18 protein-coding genes are annotated in these 22603 nt (G+C 60.0%); 10 read left to right on the top strand and 8 right to left on the bottom strand.

Annotated elements, in window-relative coordinates; genetic code table 11:
* The first annotated feature begins 7 nt into the window (after positions 1-7).
* Together efeB and efeO are read left to right on the top strand one after the other, a co-directional pair.
* A complete protein-coding gene (gene efeB, locus U367_RS0105640) occupies positions 8-1306 on the top strand; it encodes an iron uptake transporter deferrochelatase/peroxidase subunit (RefSeq protein WP_028616057.1) in 1299 nt (432 codons plus the stop codon).
* A gap of 26 nt (positions 1307-1332) precedes the next feature.
* Positions 1333-2151, top strand: coding sequence for an iron uptake system protein EfeO (gene efeO, locus U367_RS0105635; RefSeq protein ID WP_028616056.1), 819 nt, complete (start codon positions 1333-1335; stop codon positions 2149-2151).
* A gap of 44 nt (positions 2152-2195) precedes the next feature.
* On the opposite strand, the gene U367_RS0105630 is transcribed toward efeO, so the two are convergent.
* Positions 2196-5654, bottom strand: a complete 3459-nt coding sequence (locus tag U367_RS0105630) for a hypothetical protein (RefSeq protein ID WP_028616055.1) — start codon at positions 5652-5654, stop codon at positions 2196-2198.
* Between the two features lie 385 nt (positions 5655-6039).
* Complete coding sequence (gene pssA / locus U367_RS0105625; RefSeq protein WP_028616054.1) at positions 6040-7383, bottom strand: CDP-diacylglycerol--serine O-phosphatidyltransferase; 1344 nt, start codon at positions 7381-7383, stop codon at positions 6040-6042.
* Between the two features lie 125 nt (positions 7384-7508).
* Here pssA and U367_RS0105620 point away from each other — a divergent pair, with 125 nt between their 5' ends.
* Together U367_RS0105620 and U367_RS0105615 are read left to right on the top strand one after the other, a co-directional pair.
* Complete coding sequence (locus U367_RS0105620) at positions 7509-8072, top strand: TetR/AcrR family transcriptional regulator (protein WP_028616053.1); 564 nt, start codon at positions 7509-7511, stop codon at positions 8070-8072.
* Between the two features lie 54 nt (positions 8073-8126).
* On the top strand, positions 8127-8606 hold the full coding sequence (locus U367_RS0105615) for a nuclear transport factor 2 family protein (protein WP_028616052.1): 480 nt from the start codon (positions 8127-8129) through the stop codon (positions 8604-8606).
* A gap of 91 nt (positions 8607-8697) precedes the next feature.
* Here the strand turns inward: U367_RS0105615 and U367_RS0105610 are convergent, their stop codons facing one another.
* Complete coding sequence (locus U367_RS0105610; protein WP_028616051.1) at positions 8698-9855, bottom strand: PQQ-dependent sugar dehydrogenase; 1158 nt, start codon at positions 9853-9855, stop codon at positions 8698-8700.
* Positions 9856-9867: 12 nt separating this feature from the next.
* On the bottom strand, positions 9868-10182 hold the full coding sequence (locus tag U367_RS0105605) for a hypothetical protein (protein WP_028616050.1): 315 nt from the start codon (positions 10180-10182) through the stop codon (positions 9868-9870).
* 184 nt (positions 10183-10366) lie between these two features.
* Between U367_RS0105605 and ku the strand changes: the two genes are divergently transcribed.
* Positions 10367-11197: a non-homologous end joining protein Ku gene (gene ku, locus U367_RS0105600; RefSeq protein WP_028616049.1), complete on the top strand. Its 831-nt coding sequence runs from the start codon at positions 10367-10369 to the stop codon at positions 11195-11197.
* Between the two features lie 3 nt (positions 11198-11200).
* Positions 11201-13660 (top strand): DNA ligase D, encoded by a 2460-nt coding sequence (ligD, locus tag U367_RS0105595; protein WP_028616048.1) that lies wholly within the window; start codon positions 11201-11203, stop codon positions 13658-13660.
* Positions 13661-13681: 21 nt separating this feature from the next.
* On the opposite strand, the gene lpxO is transcribed toward ligD, so the two are convergent.
* Complete coding sequence (gene lpxO / locus U367_RS0105590; RefSeq protein ID WP_028616047.1) at positions 13682-14581, bottom strand: lipid A hydroxylase LpxO; 900 nt, start codon at positions 14579-14581, stop codon at positions 13682-13684.
* A 292-nt stretch (positions 14582-14873) separates the two neighbouring features.
* Between lpxO and U367_RS0105585 the strand changes: the two genes are divergently transcribed.
* Positions 14874-15260 (top strand): TIGR03067 domain-containing protein, encoded by a 387-nt coding sequence (locus tag U367_RS0105585; protein ID WP_028616046.1) that lies wholly within the window; start codon positions 14874-14876, stop codon positions 15258-15260.
* Between the two features lie 8 nt (positions 15261-15268).
* Here the strand turns inward: U367_RS0105585 and U367_RS0105580 are convergent, their stop codons facing one another.
* Positions 15269-16081 (bottom strand): class I SAM-dependent methyltransferase, encoded by an 813-nt coding sequence (locus U367_RS0105580; protein ID WP_028616045.1) that lies wholly within the window; start codon positions 16079-16081, stop codon positions 15269-15271.
* Between the two features lie 154 nt (positions 16082-16235).
* On the opposite strand from U367_RS0105580, the gene U367_RS0105575 reads away from it, so the two are divergent.
* The 3 genes from U367_RS0105575 (at position 16236) to U367_RS0105565 (ending at position 20644) form a co-directional block, all read left to right on the top strand.
* Positions 16236-17474, top strand: coding sequence for an MFS transporter (locus U367_RS0105575; RefSeq protein WP_028616044.1), 1239 nt, complete (start codon positions 16236-16238; stop codon positions 17472-17474).
* Between the two features lie 142 nt (positions 17475-17616).
* On the top strand, positions 17617-19203 hold the full coding sequence (locus tag U367_RS0105570; protein WP_028616043.1) for an ABC-F family ATPase: 1587 nt from the start codon (positions 17617-17619) through the stop codon (positions 19201-19203).
* Between the two features lie 265 nt (positions 19204-19468).
* On the top strand, positions 19469-20644 hold the full coding sequence (locus tag U367_RS0105565) for an MFS transporter (RefSeq protein ID WP_028616042.1): 1176 nt from the start codon (positions 19469-19471) through the stop codon (positions 20642-20644).
* On the opposite strand, the gene U367_RS0105560 is transcribed toward U367_RS0105565, so the two are convergent.
* Both U367_RS0105560 and U367_RS0105555 read right to left on the bottom strand, forming a co-directional pair.
* Positions 20638-21675 carry an alpha/beta hydrolase family protein gene (locus tag U367_RS0105560; protein ID WP_028616041.1) on the bottom strand — a complete coding sequence of 346 codons (1038 nt, stop codon included), beginning with the start codon at positions 21673-21675 and terminating at the stop codon, positions 20638-20640. The genes U367_RS0105565 and U367_RS0105560 overlap by 7 nt on opposite strands.
* A 228-nt stretch (positions 21676-21903) precedes the next feature.
* A complete protein-coding gene (locus tag U367_RS0105555) occupies positions 21904-22515 on the bottom strand; it encodes an FMN-dependent NADH-azoreductase (RefSeq protein WP_028616040.1) in 612 nt (203 codons plus the stop codon).
* Positions 22516-22603 lie beyond the last annotated feature (88 nt).

The raw sequence follows: 22603 nt of genomic DNA, 5'->3' as shown, positions 1-22603 counted from the left end.
CGCAAACATGAGTGATTCAGAACAATTTGACCTTACTCGCCGCCGTGTCCTGCTGGGCATGGCCGCCACCGGCGCCGCCATTGCCGGCAGCACCCTGACCTGCCCGGCCATGGCCGCCGAACAAGTCACCACCGCACCGCGCAGCGACAAGACCCAGGACCACCACGATTTTTTTGGCAAGCACCAGAGCGGTATCGTCACGCCGCGCCCAGCCTGCGGCATGCTCGTGGCGTTCGACGTACTGGCCAGTGATCGTGAAGACCTGGAGCGCCTGTTCCGCACCTTGAACGAACGCATCGCCTTCCTGATGACCGGCGGCACCGTGCCGCAAGTCGACCCGAAACTGCCGCCGACCGACTCCGGCATCCTCGGCCCGGTGGTCACGCCGGACAACCTGACCATTACCGTGTCCGTCGGAGAATCACTGTTCGATGAGCGCTTCGGCCTCACCGCAGTCAAGCCCAAGCGCCTGAGCCGCATGGTTGGCTTCCCCAACGATGCACTGGAACCGGCGCAGTGCCACGGCGACCTGAGCCTGCAATTCAGCTCCAACACGCCGGACACCAATATCCACGCCCTGCGCGACATCGTGAAGAATCTTCCGGACTTGCTGCTGGTGCGCTGGAAGCAGGAAGGCAGCGTGCCGCCCCAGGCACCGAGCAAACCCGGCGAGCCTGCGCAAAGCGCGCGCAACTTCCTGGGTTTTCGTGACGGTTCGGCCAACCCGAACTCCAACGATGCCAAGGCCATGGACCAGATTGTGTGGGTACAACCGGGCAGCGACGAACCGGCCTGGGCGGCCAACGGCAGTTATCAGGCCGTGCGCATCATCCGCAACTTCGTCGAGCGCTGGGACCGTACCCCGCTGCAAGAACAGGAGAGCATCATCGGCCGCATCAAGCCGACCGGTGCGCCCATGGACGGCGACAAAGAGACCCAGGTGCCCGACTACAGCAAGGACCCCGAAGGCAAAGTGACCAAGCTCGATGCCCACATCCGCCTGGCCAACCCGCGCACCCCGCAGACTCAGGCCAACCTGATCCTGCGCCGGCCGTTCAACTACTCCAACGGCGTCAACAAAAACGGTCAGCTGGATATGGGGCTGTTGTTCATCTGCTACCAGGCTGACCTGGAGAAAGGCTTTATCAGCGTGCAAACCCGGCTCAATGGCGAGCCCCTGGAGGAATACCTAAAGCCAGTCGGTGGCGGGTACTTCTTCACCTTGCCGGGCGTCACGGGGCCGAAGGATTTCATCGGGCGCACGCTGCTGACTGCAACGCACCCTCAAACCACTGCCCAGACCTAAAACAAACCCAGAGCGGAAATCGTCCCATGAAAAAGTCGTCTATCGCGTTGTCGTTATTGCTGACCCTTTCGCCGCTGGCAGCCTTCGCCGCTACCGCGCCGCTGGACCTGGTAGGGCCGGTGTCGGACTACAAAATCTACGTCACCGAAGAAATCGGCGAGCTGGTCACCCAGACCCAAGCCTTCACTGACGCCATCAACAAAGGCGACCTGGCCACCGCCAAGAAGCTCTATGCACCGACCCGCGTGCACTATGAGTCCATCGAGCCGATCGCCGAGCTGTTCAGCGACCTTGATGCGTCCATCGACTCCCGCGTCGACGACCACGAAAAAGGCGTGACCGCCGAAGACTTCACCGGCTTCCACCGTATCGAATACGCGCTGTTCTCGCAGAACACCACCAAGGGCCTGGAAGCGCTGACCGCCAAGCTCAACACCGACGTCAACGACCTCAAGACCCGCGTCGATGGTCTGACCTTCCCGCCTGAGAAAGTCGTGGGCGGTGCCGCAGCATTGCTGGAAGAAGTCGCCGCCACCAAGATCTCCGGCGAAGAAGACCGCTACAGCCACACCGACCTGTATGACTTCCAGGGCAATATCGACGGCGCGAAGAAAATCGTCGACCTGTTCCGTGGCCAGATCGAGAAGCAAGACAAGGCCTTCCTGGCCAAGGTCGACAAGAACTTCGCCACCGTGGACAAGATCCTGGCCAAGTACAAGACCAAGGACGGTGGTTTCGAGACCTATGACAAGGTGAAGGACAATGACCGCAAGGCCTTGGTGGGGCCAGTCAATACCCTGGCTGAAGACCTGTCGACCCTGCGTGGCAAGCTAGGCCTGAACTGACCGTCGTAGCGCTCGCCCACGCTGTCGGGCGAGCGCTACGCGGCTCAAGCGCCCAGCCTGAAATCACGCAATGGCGTACCAAACGGTTGATTCGTTTTTGGATTGATCGCGTACCAATCGCCCCCGTGTCGTTGCGCCGATACCGGCACCCCCTGATACACACCGGACGAACCGGCCGACGCAGTCGGCGCTTTAGAGTCCCATGCGCCAGCAAGCCAGAAACTTCTCAACTTCTCCTCGACGGTTATCAGATGAGGAGCCGCGTTGCCAAGCCTCGTCGCACCACTGGCCAGCAACGGTAGTTTGATCAAGCCTTTGAGCGCAGAGTTGACCAGTTGCCCATATCCATCCGCCGGGTTCATGGCTGCACTGGTGAAAAGCGCCGACGCCTTGATGAAGTTGAATGCCCGATCACCGAAGCTCTCCACGGGTTTAGCCCAGGCGACTTTTGGCGCGAGGGGATGCACTACGCTGCCCAGCTTGCGAAGGGCGCCACCCAGCGGGTTGTGCGTGATTGATCTGCCCGCGCGTATCAACGCCCGTGCCCGACCTCCCGCGCCCAGGGCCAGCCCGACCAGGTCCAGCCCCAGGTTGAACAATCCCTTGCCGATATTGCCGGTGGCAAACTCCTGGTAGGCGCCCACAAATGGCACCAGCCCGAGCAAAATTGCTTTTTCAGCCCCCAGCGCCTCGCGTTGCTTTTCCAGGGGCAAACTCCCTTTGGCCCGGGCAAGCATGGCGTCATCGGCCTCATAGAAATTGAGCTCGGCAATACGCGACGCAATACTGTGTATCTTCGACGATGCATAAGTGCCAGGTACGTAGGTTTCCAGTGCCTCACCGGCCGCAAGTGAACGGCCAGCGATAGGCCCACCGAGTTTTCCAACAATGACTTTGGACGTGCTACCAGGCTTCGCTTCAGTGCCTTTAGCGTAGGCTTCATAGTCCACGCCCAGGCTGAATCCGCCCGTAAACGCGGTCACATAAATGCCACTCAAGCCCATAGGGTTGGATTTGCCACCCGAGGCATCGCCCAATTTGAGTTGTTTTGGCAGATTGCTGCGCTTGACGATCGTGCCGTTCGCAAACACTTCGTAATAATTCACCTTGCCATCCAGTTCGGCGCGCAACAGCGTACCTTGCCGACCCCGAGTCGCAGCCCGATCTGCGGCTGTCTCCGTGGCCGGGGGCAACCCGGTTTCCCCGCGTATGCCGTACAACTGGACCGTCCCCAGCTCCAACATTTGGCGATCCTCCAATGAAAGTTCGGAGAACATCAGCTTGAGCCGCGTGGTATAGACGGTCTGGAGCGATTGTCGGTGCTCATTGACCGCTGTTTGCAGCAGGGTGTCCAGCATCGGCAACTTGCGGATTCGTGCATCCAACGCATCGCGTTTCTCTTGCGGCGCTATGACTTCATGGCTCCGCTGATAGGGAGAAGTCCGGGGACGAACCGCAGTTTGCGGCATATCGTGGGTCAGCACCCACTTACCCGTCGTCAAGTCGCCGGTCATGTACGTTTCAACCAGAGAACGCGTACGCGGCTCGGAGACGCGCATGTTCCGCAATACGTCACTGTCGGCGATCACTACCTTCATCGCTTCCAACTGGCTGGCCGTGAAATCTGGAAATACCTTTAGCAACTCCTGGATTGCCATGGCTTTGCGATCCGGCATCGCCGTCACCGCGCTCAAGGCGGTGTTAACCTCTTCGCGCTGTTTGAAAAACGCTTCGCTGGCGGTCTTGAGCGCCTCTGGAGGGTGTTCCCCGTCAATCAGCGCTGGAATGACCCCGTTGAGCACCGCCCAATCCAGCAATAATTTCATCGCATGCAGTTGCATCAATGACGCCTGCGCCTCGCTGGTAGGCGCCAGCGTGGTCAGCTCGCTGACCTGCTCTTCAGTCATTCCACGGGACGTCCCGGGCGCTATGCGATCCGCCATCGCAGCCCCCAGGCGTAGCTCCACCCATGCAGGCGTACCGACGCGGATGGATGGAGGCACATCCCTCACCAGAAACTCGGGAGCGGCCTGCGCCAGGCCGATGTGGGCCACCAGCACGGCGAGTTTTGGATCGAGCCCTTGTGTGTCTTGCAGGTGCTGTTCAACATCGCGGCGTACCGCGCTGAAGGAGCGCCCCATATTCGCGGGTTGATAAACATTGTAGCCCGCGATGAAGCCTGGCTTCGCGGGTGCCTCGGCGTCCGAGTGCAGTGCGAGCGCAGCGAGAACCAACTGTTGGCTCACCGCTTTGGGCAACGGCGAATCCATCCATATCAAGTCGCGTGCCAAGGATTCGCCAAAGGCCAAGGCGTCGCGTCCGTTCAGCAGTTTTTCCAGCTGCTCAGTAGGGTTGTCTTGCAATGCCTGCACGGATATTTCGCTGAGATCGTAAAAACCCTGAGGAACTTCGCCGCCAAAACGCTGGCTGGCGCTGGCCTTAAGGATGGCTTTATCGTCCGAAGTCAATTGGCCAGGCGACCACTCCCTTGCCATCAGCGCGGCATAATTTCCCAACGGCGGCACGGGGGGCAAGGTCGCGGTGCGTAACCACTGGACCACGTTGCGTGTCTCACCGGCGGTGCGCGGTGAACCCAACCCTTTGTGATCCAGGTACTGGCGGATATCGCAGTAAGGCGTGGAGTACAAGGCGTTCCCCCAGGTGTGGCTCAGGGTGACCAACGGGCGAAATTCCTGGTCAAGTTCGGCAACATGGGTGATGTACGCGGTGAGATCAATCCACTCCCCTGCCGGGGTCTTGTGCTCGAACCGCCCCTCGGACACACGAAACGCTTGGCCCGGCCATATCAGGTCTTTGATCAATGCCTGCACGGCCGGCGATTCACTGAAGCGTTTCAACCGGGCCTGTGCAACCTCATCTCCCGCCGCCAGTGGCGTGCTCACCGACAACTGCGCTGGCTGGGTTGACCAGTCATAAGGAGTATCGTCAGGCAGGTCCTTGACGGCGCTCTCCAATTGGTCCGCCAGGAAGGCGCGCTCATCCAGATCACCAACGGATTGCCGGACGCGCTCAAGACTGACGCTGAGCTGCTGATACTGCTGCGCAGGCATCACCAGCCCGGAGGTACGCAAGGATGCCAACAACTCATCCCGGTCCTCTGTAAAGACGGGAAGTTGCAAGCCAAAGGCCTGCAAGACCAAGGAATGGGGCACCCAGGATTCACCTGCCTGCAAGTAAGGAAGCCCCTCGTCGGCCGGGTCCAACACATCTTTGATGCTGCGCAGCCTCACGCTGGCCTGCCCCCATCTGGAGCTGTCCGTGGTGCTGAATGTTACGGCCGTACGGACACCGTCACGGTAGACATAACCGCTGATACTGTCGCGGTGCAGTGTCAAGGTAGACATTTCCAGACCTTTGCTGGCGAACCATGCCTGTAACTGCGGATGAGCCAGTACTTTTGCGTAAATGTCGAGTGCAGGCGCCAAGGAGCTGTCCGCCGGGGCTTCTACTGTGGAATAACCGCCCTCCATGGAGGCCAGCAAGCGTTTCCCCAGCGCGGTATCTGCAGATGCCCGCCCAGAGTTAGCGGGAGGTGCGGCAGGCAAGGTCCAGCCGGGCGTAGAGTGTTGTTGCTCTACGCTGCCCGACTCACGCCGTAGACGTCGCACGGGGGCCTCTGGTACGGGAGATTGAGGGCCTATCGCTTCCTCAGCAACGATGGTAGCGCCGGGATAAACAGGGATTTGGGCCGCAGGCATTCGGGTCAACGCAGGACTTGCCAACATGGGTATGTTCTCTCAATTGCACCTTAAAGGATGAAACCGTAAGTCCATGAACGGTTTAGAGAGAGTAAGAAATCTATCGGCAGCCTAGCCTCCAGACTTTTCCGGAACGATGAGAAAAACAGCTCAGAGGACTGTAGGAAGCTCATAGAATCCGGTACAACAGCCGCTCGATCCGCACCCGGCTGACCCGACGAAGAAACTTGCCGACCGCCTCTGGATAGTCCAGCAGCGTTTGCAGATCCTGGTACCCCTCGATACGCGTGGTGTGCTGGAAAATCTGCGCCAGCTCGGTGCGTCGCGGCGCCAGCCACTCGCTCTTGGGATCATCGATCAACAAGGCGTTTTCCAGGTCGAGACGGAACGCGCGCGGGTTGAGGTTGTTGCCGGTAAGCAAGGTGTAGCGCTGGTCGACCCACATCCCCTTGAGGTGGTAAGTGTTATCGCCGTCGCGCCATAGGTGCAGGTTCAACTGGCCGCTGTCGATCATCGGCTGATGGCGCTTGGCAAAGCGGCGCAGGCTGATTTCGTAGAGGTAAGGCAGCGCCGCAATGACCTTGAACGGCTCGCTGGGCGGGATGTAGAAGTCGTTGGCGGTCTTGTCGCCGACGACGATGTCGATCTTCACCCCACGCGCCAGCGCGCGGTTGATTTCGCGGGTTACCGGCAGCGGCAGGTTGAAGTACGGGGTGCAGATAGTCAGCTGATGTTGGGCGCTGGCGATCAGTTCGAGAACCACGCGGTTCAGGGGGTTGTTCTTGCCGACCCCGAGCAAAGGGCTGACTGAGAGGTGACCATTGGGCAGTTGCCCGGCCGTGGTGTCGTAAGCCGCGTGTTTCAGGCGGCTGCGCAAATCGCCGATGTCGTTGCGCAGGCTGCGGGTGGTGGGCGGATTGGGCAGGTCCAGACGATTGACCGCCTTGGACGCCACCAGGCCGTGCTCCACCAGGTGCTGCATCGAGTCGGCGAGCGCTTTGCTGTGGATCAAGTGATACCGGTCGAAGCGGTACTTGTCGAATTTGTGCAGGTACACGTTGTTCAGGCTGGCGCCGCTGTACAGCACCGTGTCGTCAATCACGAAGCCCTTGAGGTGCAACACACCGAACAACTCGCGGGTTTGCACCGGCACGCCATACACCGGCACTTCGCTGCTATGGCTTTGAGTCATCGCCTGGTACCAGGCGCTGTTACCCGGTTGCTTGCCGGCACCGATCAAGCCGCGCTGGGCGCGCAACCAGTCGACCACCACCACGATGTCCAATTCCGGCCGCGCAGCCTTGGCGGCGTGCAGGGCGTCGTAGATCTCCTGCCCCGCTTCGTCCTGCTGCAAGTACAGCGCGACGATATAGATGCGCCGGGTGGCCTGGGCAATCTTCTCCAGCAGGCAACGACGATAGGCGTCGGCACCGGACAGCACCTCAAGGGCATCGGGAGTGAGGGGGAAACCGCGCAGTTTGGGCAACAGGGAGCGTTTGAAGAACGACGGCATAAGGCTCGCAATGGGTCGAATCCGAAGAGGCCCCGAGCTTACACCATGGGGGTGCTCAGGTCTCGCTGCGGCGCATGGAAAAATTTTAATTGACCAAGAAGAACGATCGTTCTACTGTTCTCGGCATGAACGACATGACCCGTAATGACACCCGCGACATTATCCTCGACGTCACTGAAAAGTTGATCTATCGCCATGGCATCGCCGCCACCGGCATGGACTTCCTGGTGAAAACCGCCGGCGTGTCGAGAAAAAGTATTTACCGCTACTTCGCCAATAAAGACGAGCTGGTGATTGCCGCGCTGCAACGTCGCGATGAACGCTGGATGCGGTGGCTGCGCACTGAAGTGGAACGCCGCGAAGACACCGGAGAACGCCTGCTGGCGCTGTTCAGCGCGCTCAAGGACTGGTTCGGCACTGCCGACTTCCGGGGCTGCGCGTTCATCAACACCAGTGGCGAAACCGGTGATCCGCACGACCCGGTGCGCCTGCTGGCCAAGGCGCACAAACAAAAACTGTTCGAGTACGCACTTGAACTGTGTCAAGCACATGGCACCCCCGATCCCGAGCGGCAGGCCGCGCAACTGCTGATCCTGATCGATGGCGCCATTACCGTTGCCCTGGTGATGGGCGATTCAACAGCTGCCGATAATGCGCAATGCATGGCGCAAACGTTATTGGGACTTTGAACCCGCAAGTAGGCGCAACTTCCGATACATCCTTATTCATTGAGGAACTGCCCAATGTCATCGACTGTAGAAACACGTCCGCCCCTGCCGCCGTTCACGCGCGCGTCGGCCATCGAGAAAGTCCGTCTGGCCGAAGACGGCTGGAACTCCCGTGATCCGCAGCGGGTGTCCCTGGCCTACACGCTGGACACAAAATGGCGTAACCGCGCCGAATTCGCGCATAACCGCGAAGAAGCCAAAGGTTTCCTCACCCGCAAATGGGCCAAGGAACTGGACTACCGCCTGATCAAGGAGTTGTGGGCATTCACCGATAACCGCATCGCGGTGCGTTATGCCTATGAGTGGCACGACGATTCGGGCAACTGGTTCCGTTCCTACGGCAATGAAAACTGGGAATTCGACGAGAACGGCCTGATGGCTAATCGTTTTGCCTGCATCAACGATCTGCCGATCAAGGAAAGCGAGCGCAAGTTCCACTGGCCGCTGGGTCGACGCCCGGATGATCATCCGGGGTTGTCTGAACTAGGCCTATGACCCCTCCCTTGTAGGAGCCCGGCTTGCCGGCGATGACGGTATCAAACTTGCCATCGCCGGCAAGCCGGGCGCCTACGGATTGTATGGAGCGTCAATCCTGGTTCAGGCCAACTCGATACAACACGCCATCATCCTCGTCCGTCAGCACATACAAAAAGCCATCTGGCCCTTGCCGTACATCACGGATCCGCGCTTTCAATCCACCGAGCAAGCGCTCCTCGTGGATCACCTTGTCGCCATCAAACTGCAAGCGGATCAACTCCTGGCTGACCAGCGCACCGATAAACACGTTGTGCTGCCAGGGCTTGAAGCGATCCGCATCGTAAAACGCCATGCCACTGATACCCGGCGACTTTTCCCACACATGATGGGGCGGCACTGTGCCTTCCACCGTTTTGCCCTTGGCTTCGGGAATCGGTGTCAGCGAGTAGTTGATGCCGTGGGTCGCCAATGGCCAACCGTAGTTCTTGCCGCGCTCGATGATGTTGATCTCATCACCTCCGCGCGGCCCGTGTTCGTTTTCCCAGATCGTGCCACTCCAAGGATTCAGCGCCAGCCCCTGAGGGTTACGCTGGCCATAGGACCATATCTCCGGGCGCACGCCTTGCTGACCGACGAAGGGGTTGTCATCCGGCACGCGGCCGTCCGGGTAGATGCGTACGACCTTGCCTTGCAACTTGTCCAGATCCTGGGCCGTCGGGCGATCGTTGTTTTCACCCAGGGTCACGAACAGGTAGCCATCGCGGTCGAACGCCAGGCGCGAGCCGAAGTGGTTACCGGTCGACAGCTTGGGCTCCTGGCGCAAGATCACCTTGAAGTCGGTCAAGCCACTGAGGTCTGCCGCCAGGCGCCCACGGCCCACTGCTGTGCCGGCGGTACCGCCTTTGCCCCCGCCTTCCGCGTAGGACAGGTAGACCATGCGGTCCTCTTTGAAGTCCGGCGACAACACCACATCCAGCAGACCACCCTGCCCTTTGGCCCAGACTTCCGGCACGCCCTTCAGTGGCGCGGACAGCTTGCCGTCGGGGCTGACAAAGCGCAGGTGGCCAGGACGCTCGGTCACCAGGAAGCCTTGCTGGTCCGGCAAGAAGGCCACCGCCCATGGGTGGTCCAGGCCTTTGGCGATTGGCGTCGCAGTGATGCTGCCCTGTTCGCTGGGGAACTGCTGGACGTCGGCGGCGTAAATGGCCGTCAACGGCAGCAGCGTGGTGGCGCAAAGGGCGGCTAGCAGGCTTTTGCGTAGAAACATAAGGCGAGATCCTTACCGGCGATTGCCGTTGGCATCATAAGTGGGGGCTTTGGTTTCGGTGGTCGGGCGGCTGGGGGCAGCGTCGCGTTTTGGATAGCTGTTGCCGATGCCGCCGTTTTCCAGGGTCGGTGTGCGCGTGGTCGGCCCGGTCTGGATACCGCGAACGGCCGGCGCATTCGGCTGGGTGCCCTGCATGCTGTTGGGATTGGCCCGGTGGATCGGGCCGTTGTTGCCGTTGTTGTTGCCGGGCAGGTTTTGCGCCTGGGCCACAGGCATAAGGGCCAGACCCAACAACAGCGCTGCTACGTGACGCGTACAACTGTTCATGACAAAGCCTCTCTGGGGCGAGGAGTACCAGCTTTCGATAACACGCTACGCCTTGGGTTCGGCTTTCGACACTAAATAGTTTCTCATCAGGTGTAACACGATCTGTCCGCGCATCTGCTTGGGGAAACTTTTCCCACATCATCCGAGTCACCAGAACACAGCCTCTTCGTAAGGAATCGCACCTATGCCACGGGCAATCTGGAAAGGCGCCATCAGCTTTGGCCTGGTGCATATCCCGGTCTCACTGGTTTCGGCCACCTCCTCTCAAGGCGTTGACTTTGACTGGCTGGACAAGCGCAGCATGGACCCGGTGGGTTACAAGCGCATCAACAAGACCACCGGTAAAGAAGTGACAAAGGACAACATCGTCAAAGGCGTTGCGTTCGAGAAAGGCCGCTATGTGGTGCTCAGCGAAGAAGAAATCCGCTCGGCCCACCCCAAATCGACCCAGACCATCGAGATCATCGCGTTTGTCGCCAGCGACCAGATCCCGTTGCAGAACATCGATACCCCCTACTTCCTCGCACCGGACAAACGTGGCGGCAAGGTCTACGCCTTGCTAAGGGAAACCCTTAGAAAAACCCGCAAGGTCGCCCTGGCCAATGTGGTGCTGCACACCAAGCAGCACCTGGCGGCGTTGATGCCCCTGGACTCGGCGCTGGTGCTGGTGATGCTGCGCTGGCCCGCCGAGGTGCGAAGCCTGGACGAACTGGAGCTGGGCAGTGACGTGACCAAACCGAGCCTGGCCAAGGGCGAATTGGACATGGCCAAGCGCCTGGTGGACGACATGAGCGCCGACTGGCAGCCGGACGACTACCGCGACAGCTTCCAGGAAAAAATCATGGCGCTGGTCGCCAAGAAGGCCAAGGCCGGCAAGATCGAGGATGTGGAGACCAGAGACAGCGAAGAGCGCAAGTCCGCCGATGTGATCGACCTGACGGAACTGCTCAAGCGCAGCCTGGCCGGCAAACCGGCGAAAAAGCCTGCCACGAAAAAATCCACCAAGGCCTCCTGAGTCATGCCCAAGCCCCTCAGCGACTACAACCGCAAGCGTGATTTCGGCATTACCGGCGAACCCGCAGGCAACTCGCCTGCACGCACGCGCAAAGCCTCGGCGCTGTCCTTCGTGATCCAGAAGCATGACGCACGCAACCTGCACTATGACTTTCGTCTGGAACTCGACGGCGTGCTGCTCAGTTGGGCCGTGCCCAAAGGGCCGAGCCTGGATCCCAGTCAGAAGCGTCTGGCCGTTCACGTCGAAGATCATCCCCTGAGCTACGGCGGCTTTGAAGGCAGCATTCCCGCCGGTCAATACGGCGCCGGTGACGTCATCGTGTGGGACCGTGGCATTTGGCAGCCCCATGACGAACCCCGCAAGGCCTACGCGGCCGGCAAGCTCAAATTCACCCTGGTAGGCGAGAAACTCTCCGGCGACTGGGCGCTGGTGCGTACCCGCTTGAAAGGCAGCGGCGACAAGGAACAATGGCTGCTGATCAAGGAAAAGGACCAGCAGGCGCGTGCGGCCGACGACTACGATATCGTCCAGGCCCAGCCGAACAGTGTGCTCAGCGATGCCTCGGTGGGTAAACCCAAGGCTCGAGCCAAAGTCAGAAAAGCCGCCCTCCCCGAGCAATTCAATCCGCAATTGGCCACCCTGGTGGATCGCGCCCCCGAAGGTGATTGGCAATACGAGATCAAATTCGACGGCTACCGCATGCTCGCTCGCATTCACGAGGGTGAAGTGCGACTGTTTACCCGCAACGGACACGACTGGACCGACCGTCTGCCCCGCCAGGTCAAGGCCTTGCAGGCTCTGAAGCTCAAGGACAGTTGGCTGGATGGCGAGGTGGTCAGCCTCAATGGCGATGGCCTGCCGGACTTCCAGGCGCTGCAAAATGCGTTTGATATCGGCCGCAGTTTGGACATCGTTTACTACCTGTTCGACGCGCCCTTTCTCAATGGCCAGGACCAGCGCCAGACGCCGGTGGAGGATCGCCGCGCCGCCCTCAAAGTCGCGCTGGCCGCTAGCCGCAGCCAATTGCTGCGGTTTTCCGAGGCATTTACCGCGCATCATCGCGACATCTTTGAAAGCGCCTGCGACTTGGCCCTCGAAGGCGTGATCGGCAAGCGCCTGGGCAGTCCGTACGTATCCAGTCGCAATGCCGACTGGATCAAACTCAAATGCCGGTTGCGCCAGGAGTTTGTGATTGTCGGTTATACCCGCCCCCAAGGCTCACGCACGGGGTTCGGCGCGTTATTGCTGGCGGTAAATGATGAGACTGGCCTGGTGTATGCAGGCCGCGTAGGCACGGGTTTTGATCAAGCGTCGCTCAAGACTATTTATGCGCAACTCACATCGTTGGAGCGCAAGACATCGCCGCTTGAGAAACCGCTGACCAGCACCCAAGCACGTGGCGTGCATTGGGTAGCGCCCACGTTGGTCGGTGAGGTGCAGTTTGCCGAGTGGACACGCGAGGGCGTGGTCCGCCAAGCCGCGTTCGTCGGGCTGCGCACCGACAAACCCGCAGCGCAGATCGTGCATGAACAACCGCGAACGGCCAGATCCATGAAACCCGCCAAAAAGACCCGCGGTGAAGTCAACATCACCCATCCAGACCGTGTGATCGACAAACAAAGTGGTACACAAAAACAGCAACTGGCGCAGTTCTACGACAGCATCAGCCAGTGGATTCTGCCCTTTTTACGCCACCGGCCGGTGTCCCTGCTGAGAGCGCCGGAGGGTATCGAGGGCGAGCAATTCTTCCAGAAACACTCGGAGCGCCTGGCCATCCTCAACATCAAGCAACTGGAACAGGCACTTGATCCCGGCCATGCGCGGCTGATGGAAATCGACAGCGTCGGCGCCCTGATAGGCTCGGTGCAAATGGGCGGCGTAGAGTTTCATACCTGGGGCGCCACCTCGGACAAGATCGAAACCCCGGACCTGTTTGTGCTCGATCTCGACCCGGACCCAGCGTTGCCTTGGAAAACCATGCTCGAAGCCGCGCAACTGACCCTGTCGGTACTGGATGAGTTGGGGCTGCAAGCATTCGTCAAGACCAGCGGCGGCAAAGGCCTGCACCTGATCGTGCCGTTGGCGCGCCGAGACAATTGGGACACCGTAAAAGCGTTCGCCAAGGCCATCGCCCAGTTCATGACCGAGCAATTGCCGGAACGCTTTACCGCGACATCGGGGCCCAAGAACCGGGTCGGCAAGATCTTTATCGATTACCTGCGCAATGCACGGGGAGCCAGCACCGTAGCCGCGTATTCCGTGCGAGCACGGCCAGGCTTGCCGGTGTCGGTGCCGATCAGTCGTGAGGAGTTGAAGGGGTTACGCGGTGCGCAGCAATGGACAGTCGCCAATCTGCAGCAGCGCTTGGACGCTTTGAAAACGGATCCCTGGGCGGGGTATGCCAATCGACAGAAGATCAGCAAGAAGATGTGGGACAAACTGGGCGCCCATCCACCGAAGTGAAAGGCGCCCGCACAGCGAAACTCAGATCAGCAGAAAAATCGCCGCCAACCCAGCAAAGATCGCCCATTTTTCCAGGTAGTAGCGCGTACGATTGCGCTTTTTCAGCTCTTTACCACGCAGACGAATCTTGTACAGGCGCGTGAACGCGCGGTTGAGCCCACCGGTCTTGTCACCGTCATCGTTGGGCGAACCTGCAGCCGCCATCACGTTACGGCTGAACCAGCGGTTGAACGCAGCGGCCCAGCGGTACTTCATCGGGCGCTCGACGTCGCAGAACAGAATGATGCGGTTCTGCTGCGTGGTGTTTTCGGCGTAGTGGATGTAGGTCTCGTCAAACATCACCGGCTCACCGTCACGCCAGTAGTAGTTTTCGCCGTCCACGTTGATGTAGCAGCCGGGGTCATTCGGGGTATCCAGGCCCAGGTGATAGCGGTACGAACCGGCATACGGATCACGATGGCGTACCAGTTTGGAACCGGGTGGCAGTTCGGCGAACATCGCGGCCTTGATCGAACCGATGCTTTGTACCAACTCAGTGGTGCGCGGGCACAGCTTCATCGCTGACGGATGGCTGTCGCCATACCATTTCAGGTAGAAACGCTTCCAGCCGGACTTGAAGAACGAGTTGAAACCCACGTCGTTGTATTGGTCCGAGCGCTTGATCTCGCCGGCACGCATCAAGTTCTGCCCTTCTAGGCGGATTTCTTCCCAGTGTTCCTGGAGCGGGCTCAGGTCAGGGAAATCGCTGGCCGACAGATACGGCCGGCTGGGTAGCTTGGAGAAGAGGTAGAGAAAGCAGTTGATCGGCGCCAGGAAGGTCGAATGATCACTGAGCTGGCGGCCCAGCTTGTGCCGTACCCGGCCACGCAGGTGTACATACGCAATCGAGGCAACGTAGAGAACAACGATGATGAGTTTCAAGAGATTTCGTCACATGTCAGAAGAGAACAGGCTGCTCCTACGTGCCCACAACGGCCGAGGTTGAATAGCAGCACCTGAAATCACGATTCACACAATCGGCTCGACCGGCTCAGTGACAACCCGGTTCGTGGCCCTTTGCTAGTTATTTAGCCACAGGTTGTAACTAAAAGTTAACTAGGAATTGTGAAAAGCTGTCTTGTGAATGTGATGCGCAATCAGCACTCAAATGATAAAAAGGGCGCCGCTTTGGCGTCGCCATCGACGATTTATCCTTCAGCAAAATGGAATTTGTATGTCATCCCTTGCAGACCCGGACTTTCAAGCCCTCCAAGGTGCGTGGGAGCAGACGTCACTCGAAGACAGCGGCGTGCTCAACCCCATCGATGCCCACAGCGCGCCTGGCGCGATCACCACGATCAGCGGCGACTGCTTCGAAGTGAAGACTGTCAGCGGCGAGGTGTTGCTGGCAGGACGTTTTTTCCTGGACAGCAGCACCGTGCCAAAGAGCATTACCTGGATTGACTCCATGGGAGATGACGCAGGCAAACACTTGCCCGCCAGCTATCGCCTTGACGGTGATGAATTTGCATTCATTGCAGCCGACGAAGGTATGCCCAGGCCGACCATTTTCAGTACGGACCCAGGGCAAACCATGCGCACGTTCCTGCGACGCCCCTGAAAAGCCCCTCAATCGGCACGTTTGGTGGCAGTCAACGTAAAACACATCGGCAATTGCGCAGGCTGCTGCTCGTACTGGTCGTACACCTCTTCACGGTTGGAATGCGGATACTCCTGCAGGTGGCTGATCTGCAACTGTGCGCAGATCGCGGCAGTGATCACGTCGCCCAACGTGTGCACGTACCAATAAGAAGTCGGCCCAGCAACCTCGCCCTGGCCTTCGTAGACAATTGACTCCTGCAGCACAAACGGCTCGCGCTGAAAGTAGGAACTGGCCGGCAGGAAAGGGTTCGGCGCCCGTGGATCAAACACCTCCAGGAACGGATGGGTTTCATACATCACCAAGGTGCCACCTGGCTTCAAGGTGCTGGCGACATGGCGCATGAATTGCCCCACATCCGGCATCCAGCCCAACACGCCAATGGTCACCAAAGCGATATCGAAGCGCGCCTGCAACTCTTGCGGCAACTGGTGGATATCACTTTCTATGAACTCAGGGTTGTGCGGTGAGACCTCGGCCAGTTCACGGGCCTGTTGCAGAAACGCACGGGATTGATCGACGCCCACCACTGAACGCGCGCCCAGGCCATACAGCGAAAGGCTTTCGCGGCCATTGTTGCAGCACAGTTGCACCACATCCTTACCGTCCACCCCCACTTCTTGCAGCACGCCGGTCAGCGTGGGGTCCAGGCAAGAAAAGTCAGCCGCGCCGACACTGTTGAGCAACGCGCTCCAGGTGTCAGTGGTTTTGTGCAAGTTGGCGGATTGGTCCCAGGCGTTCTTGTTGCTGGCAATCGCCTGTTGAGCTGAAGGCATGTCCATTGCTTCTCTAAGTATTCACGAAAGCGGGTGTCAGAAAATAAGCCAAGTGCCCTCGGATTAAAACCCGAGAAGCGCACGAAACTTAACGCAGGCTCTACAGGTCATTAACGCAATGCGTGTTCAGCCCTTGAACGCCATCTTCGAAGACCGCGCCGTGGCCAAACACTCCGATCTGCGCAACACCTTGTCCCTGGATAGCCTGAACTTCTTCCTGGCGGATGTGCGCGACGGCCTCGGCCCCTATCTGGCCATTTATTTGCTGGCCGTACACAAATGGGACCCGGCCAGCATCGGCGTGGTCATGACCCTGGCAGGCATCGCTGCCCTACTCACCCAAGGACCGGCCGGTGCACTGATCGACCGTACCCGCAGCAAGCGCGCGGTAGTCGCATTGGCCGCCATCGTGGTGACAGGCAGCTGCCTGCTGCTGCCCTTTGTCAGTTCCTTCAGCCTGGTGGCGTTGACCCAAGCCGCCAGCGCCGTCGCCGCGTCCGTGTTCGCACCGGCCATCAGCGCGATCTCCCTGGGCATCACCGGGCCACGCGCGTTCACCCGCCGTACCGGGCGCAACGAAACCTTCAACCACGCCGGCAATGCCGTGGCGGCGCTGTTGGCCGGTGGCTTGGCTTATCTGTTTGGACCGGTGGTGGTGTTCTACCTGATGGCGTTTATGGCGGTGGCCAGCGTCATCGCGATCAGTTGCGTGTCGGCCGAAGCGATTGACCATGAAGTCGCCCGGGGTTTTGACCCGGAGCATCACACCGACCACGAACAACCCTCTGGTATCCGCGTGTTGCTCGCCAACCGCCCACTGCTGCTGTTCGCCATCTGCTGCGCTCTGTTCCACCTGGCCAACGCCGCGATGCTGCCGCTGGTCAGCCAGAAACTCTCGCAGATCAACCTGCAGATGGCTACGCCGCTGACGTCGGCATGCATCGTCGCGGCGCAATTGGTGATGGTCCCGATGGCTTGGCTAGTCGGGCTCAAGGCCGACACCTGGGGACGCAAACCCTTGCTGATGGCTGGCTTCATGATCCTGCCGCTGCGTGGCGTGCTCTACACGCTGTCCAGCGATCCGTACTGGCTGGTGGCCGTGCAGATGCTCGACGGCATCGGCGCCGGGATCTTCGGTGCGCTATTCCCGGTGATCGTCAAGGACCTGACCCAGGGCACCGGACGTTTCAACGTCAGCCTGGGCGCCCTCTCCACCGTCTTCGGCCTGGGTGCGGCATTGAGCAGCAGCCTGGCCGGTTTCGTGGTGCAACAGGCCGGCTACAACGCGGCCTTCCTGACTCTGGCCGGCGTGGCGGCGCTGGCGTTGGCGCTGCTGTGGCTGGCGATGCCGGAGACCTTGGCGAAACCATCCTTCGCCGGACATACAACTGTCGCCTGACATATGCGACAATGCGCGCCAAATTCCAACACACATCCAAAATTTTCTGCTCAGCGACCGGGTTTCGCGCCTTGATGTCGCTGTTGACGCATGCCTGAAGGCTCCTGCCGCCACGCTCGCAACCCATTGATAGGTAAAGTAATTGATCTCCACAGCTAACATCACCATGCAGTTCGGCGCCAAGCCGCTCTTCGAGAACGTCTCGGTCAAGTTCGGCGCCGGCAACCGTTATGGTTTGATCGGTGCCAACGGTTGCGGCAAGTCGACCTTCATGAAAATCCTCGGCGGCGACCTCGATCCGTCCGGCGGCCAGGTCATGCTGGAGCCGAACGTACGCTTGGGTAAACTGCGCCAGGACCAGTTCGCCTACGAAGAATTCACCGTGCTCGACACCGTGATCATGGGTCACGAAGAGCTGTGGAAGGTCAAGGCCGAGCGCGACCGCATCTACTCGCTGCCGGAAATGAGCGAAGAAGACGGCATGGCCGTGGCCGAGCTGGAAACCGAGTTCGCCGAGATGGACGGCTACACCGCCGAATCCCGTGCCGGTGAACTGCTGCTGGGCCTGGGTATCCCGTTGGAGCAACACTTCGGCCCGATGAGCGAAGTGTCCCCAGGCTGGAAACTTCGTGTATTGCTGGCCCAGGCGCTGTTCTCCGATCCTGAAGTGCTGTTGCTCGACGAACCGACCAACCACTTGGACATCAACACCATTCGCTGGCTGGAAAACATCCTGACCCAGCGTTCCAGCCTGATGATCATCATCTCTCACGACCGTCACTTCCTGAACAGCGTGTGCACCCACATGGCTGACCTGGACTACGGCGAGCTGCGCCTGTTCCCGGGCAACTACGACGAGTACATGACCGTAGCGACCCAGTCCCGCGAGCAACTGCTGTCGGACAACGCCAAGAAGAAGGCGCAGATCTCCGAACTGCAATCCTTCGTCAGCCGCTTCTCGGCCAACGCCTCGAAAGCCAAGCAGGCCACTTCCCGTGCCAAGGCGATCGACAAGATCCAGTTGGCCGAAGTCAAGCCATCGAGCCGCGTGAGCCCGTTCATCCGTTTCGAGCAGAACAAAAAGCTGCACCGTCAGGCAGTCATGGTCGAAAAAATGGCCAAAGGCTTCGACGGCAAGCCGCTGTTCAAAGACTTCAGCTTCCAGGTTGAAGCCGGCGAGCGCGTGGCGATCATCGGCCCGAACGGTATCGGCAAGACCACCCTGCTGCGTACCCTGGTCAACGAGTTGACCCCGGACGCCGGCAGCATCAAGTGGACCGACGCTGCAGAACTGGGCTACTACGCCCAGGACCATGCCCACGACTTCGAAGACGACGTGACCCTGTTCGACTGGATGGGCCAGTGGACCCAAGGCGAGCAAATGATCCGTGGCACCCTGGGTCGCATGCTGTTCTCCAACGACGAGATCCAGAAGTCGGTGAAGGTGATTTCCGGTGGTGAGCAAGGCCGCATGCTGTTCGGCAAGCTGATCCTGCAAAAGCCGAACGTGCTGATCATGGACGAACCGACCAACCACTTGGACATGGAGTCCATCGAGGCGCTGAACCTGGCGCTGGAGAACTACCCGGGCACGCTGATCTTCGTCAGCCACGACCGTGAGTTCGTATCGTCCCTGGCCACCCGCATCATCGAACTGAGCGCCACAGGCGTGATCGACTTCAGCGGCACCTATGATGATTACCTGCGTAGCCAAGGCGTGGTGTTCTAAAACACCCCTCCAATAGCTGTGGTGAGCGGGCTTGCCCCGCGCTGGGGCGCGAAGCGGCCCTAAAAAAGAACACCGCGTTCTGTCCGACAGAACGCGGTGTTTTCTATTGGGGCCGCTTCGCAGCCCAGCGCGGGGTAAGCCCGCTCACCACAGCAAGCCCGCTCCCCACAACGCGCCTGTTCATCAGACAAAGTAGTTAGCCTGCTTTCTTTTCCCTTGGGCCCTTGCCATGATGCCCTCACCGCCCGCCCGCGAACGAGTGCCCATGCCTGCCGCCACCCCCAGCTCCCTGTCGATCACCTTGCAGATCGTCTCCATCGTCTTCTATACCTTCATCGCGTTTATCTGCATCGGCCTACCGATCGCAGTGATTCCGGGCTATGTGCATGAGCAACTGGGTTTCAGCGCCGTAGTGGCCGGGGTCACGATCGGTTCGCAATACCTGGCGACCTTGCTCAGCCGACCCATGGCCGGGCGCATGTCGGACAACGTCGGCACCAAGCGCGCGATTGTGTGGGGGTTGGCGGGGATTCTAGTCAGCGGCGTGCTGACGTTCTTCGCGACATTGCTACAGAGCATGCCCACCTTGAGCCTGGGCATTCTGATCGTCGGCCGACTGTTGCTGGGCGTGGCCCAAGGGCTGATCGGCGTGGGCACCATCAGTTGGTGCATGGGCGCGGTAGGTGCCGAACACACGGCGCGCTCGATCTCCTGGAACGGCATCGCGTCCTACGGCGCCATCGCCATTGGTGCGCCGCTCGGCGTGGTGATGGTGGCTGAATACAGCTACAACAGCCTCGGCATTGCGCTGGCCGTATTGTCCGCGCTGGGCCTGGTACTGATCCGCAATAAACCCTCAGTGCCGGTAGTGCGCGGTGAGCGTTTACCGTTCTGGGCGGTGTTCGGGCGTATCGCGCCCTTTGGCGCCAGCCTGTGTCTGGCCTCCATTGGCTACGGCACCCTCACCACCTTTATTACGCTGTACTACCTCAATCGCGGCTGGGCCGGTGCGGCGTACTGCCTGACAGTGTTTGGCGTGTGCTTTATCCTGTCGCGGCTGGTGTTTATCTCTGCCATCAGCCGGTTTGGCGGCTTTCGTGCCGCAATCGCCTGCATGACCATCGAGACCCTTGGCCTGACGCTGCTATGGCTGGCGCCATCGACGGGCGTGGCGTTGATTGGCGCAGGGCTGACCGGTTTTGGCTTGTCGCTGGTGTACCCGGCGCTCGGCGTAGAAGCCATCAAGCAGGTGCCCAATAGCAGCCGTGGTGCAGGCCTGAGTGCTTACGCGGTGTTCTTTGATTTGGCCCTGGCGATTGCAGGACCGTTGATCGGCGCCGTGGCACTGAACCTCGGCTATGGTTGGATCTTCTTCTGCGCCGCGCTGTTGTCGGTGACTGCCTTGGGCGTGACCGTTCTGCTCAAGCGTCGCGCTTACTGATCTGCCGTCTGCATCCCGGCGCGGGTGGATTGGCCGAGTGTGTGGCTGAAAAATCGTCCCGCCTCGGAAATCAGGTCACGGTGAATACCTTCGCGGTCGACACCATCGGCATCGGTGCAAATCGCGGGCATGGCCGCCAACTGATCGCTGTCACACGGCGCCATGAACACGAAGTGCCCTGCCCCGGCCAATAGCTTGAAGTCCGGCGGTTCCGGCAGTTTGCGCGCCAGCGCCGCAGCGTTCTTGTCCACGGCCACCAGCTTGTCGCCGTCGCCGCTGTAGAGCAGCACCGGCACATGCACGTCGGCCAGGGTGTGACGGCCGAACATCAGGCTCAACGGAGCCATCAACATCAACGCATGAATACGCGGATCGGATTGCGGTTGCAGGTCGTCGCGGTCCACCACCAGTTCGCCTTTGGTGGTGCAGGCGTCACGGTCTTCCGGGCGTTCCTGGCAGTAGCGGCGCAGGCGGTCGAAGTCCGGCTTGGCACCCGCCAGGATCAACGCAGTTTCGCCGCCTGCTGAATAACCGATCACGCCCACCTGATCGACATTGACGAACGGCGATAGCATCGGGTCGCCCAAGGTGGCGGTGATCGCTTCGGAAATCTGGATCGGCCGGCCATACAGGTTACTCACCGTGCCCAGGCGGCTGTGGTCTTTGTAGTTGTCGCCAGGATGCAGCACTGCCACCACCACAAAGCCTTTGCGCGCCAGCGAGGTGGCCAGGTCGTGCAAGGCCAGCGGCGTGCCGGTGTTGCCGTGGGACAGCATCAGCATCGGGAAACGGCCGATGGCAATCTTGGAATCTTCCGTGGCGGCGACGCGATAGGCGCCCAGCGGTGTGCTGTGCTCAAGCCCGGTGGAGGGATAGAAGGCGATGGCCTTCATCGGCTGCAAATCCAGCGGATCAAGGAAGGTCATGCGATGGAAGCCCACACTCCAATGCGGGTGCGGCGCAGGTGCGGCGTGCACTGAAACCAGGCCACCGAGCAAGGAAAGAACCATAACAGCACAAAGACGCATCATGAGGATGTCCACCTTTGCTGCATAAAGACCGGCATGTCGGGTTGAAAAGTCCATGGTTCAAGGCGCTCGACCGGGTGATAAACCCATGCGTGCATAACCTGGGCCAAAGTAATGACAGCGGGTAAACGAAAAAACTCCGTAGTCCGATCGTTTTGAGGCGATCAGAATACAGAGTTTAGACGTCCCGTTTCAGAATGAAACGGGGAACGGCACGGTTTTACCTAAGCTTTACGCAGCCGCGAACAATTGTTCGTTGATGAGTGCGTTGGCGTCGCTCAGGGACTTGCTGCGGAACTCATCGCCATACGCCAGGCCGTGGGCGCGGACGAACTCGATGTCGGTGATGCCGAGGAAGCCCAGCAGCACTTTCAGATAATCTTCATGGGCCACGCCGGTCGCTTGGCCGGCGTGCAGGCCGCCGGACGTCGACACAACGATGACTTTCTTGTTGCCGCACAGGCCTTCGGGGCCGGCTTCGGAGTAACGGAACGTCTGGCCGGCGACGGCAATGCGGTCGATCCAGGCCTTCAGTTGAGTCGGGATGGTGAAGTTGTACATAGGGGCGGCGATGACCACCGCGTCGGCGGCGAGGAATTCAGCCAGGGTCTTGGCGCTGAGCTCAGCTTCATGTTGCTGCGCAGCGCTACGCTGATCAGCCGGAGTGCCCAGGGCGCCCAGGGTCGCGCCGGAGAAGTGGTTGAAGCCTTCGGCGGCCACGTCACGGTAGGTCACTTCCACGCCCGGCTCAGCCGCTTGCCAAGCCTTGACCACACCAGCGCTGAGCTGACGGGACGCCGAGTTGTCGCCGAGGATGCTGGAATCGATATGCAACAGTTTCATGGGGAATCTCCAGTTAGGATCGTCAGTGCCGATCAGATGGAGGTGATACTACGTATGAAACCAATAGCCGATAAGACATCTGAAATGC

Origin of the sequence: Pseudomonas canadensis, from assembly GCF_000503215.1 — a bacterium.
GTDB classification, from domain to species: domain Bacteria; phylum Pseudomonadota; class Gammaproteobacteria; order Pseudomonadales; family Pseudomonadaceae; genus Aquipseudomonas; species Aquipseudomonas canadensis.
Note: the sequence above shows the minus strand (reverse complement) of the source record. Positions and strands in the feature narration are given on the sequence as shown.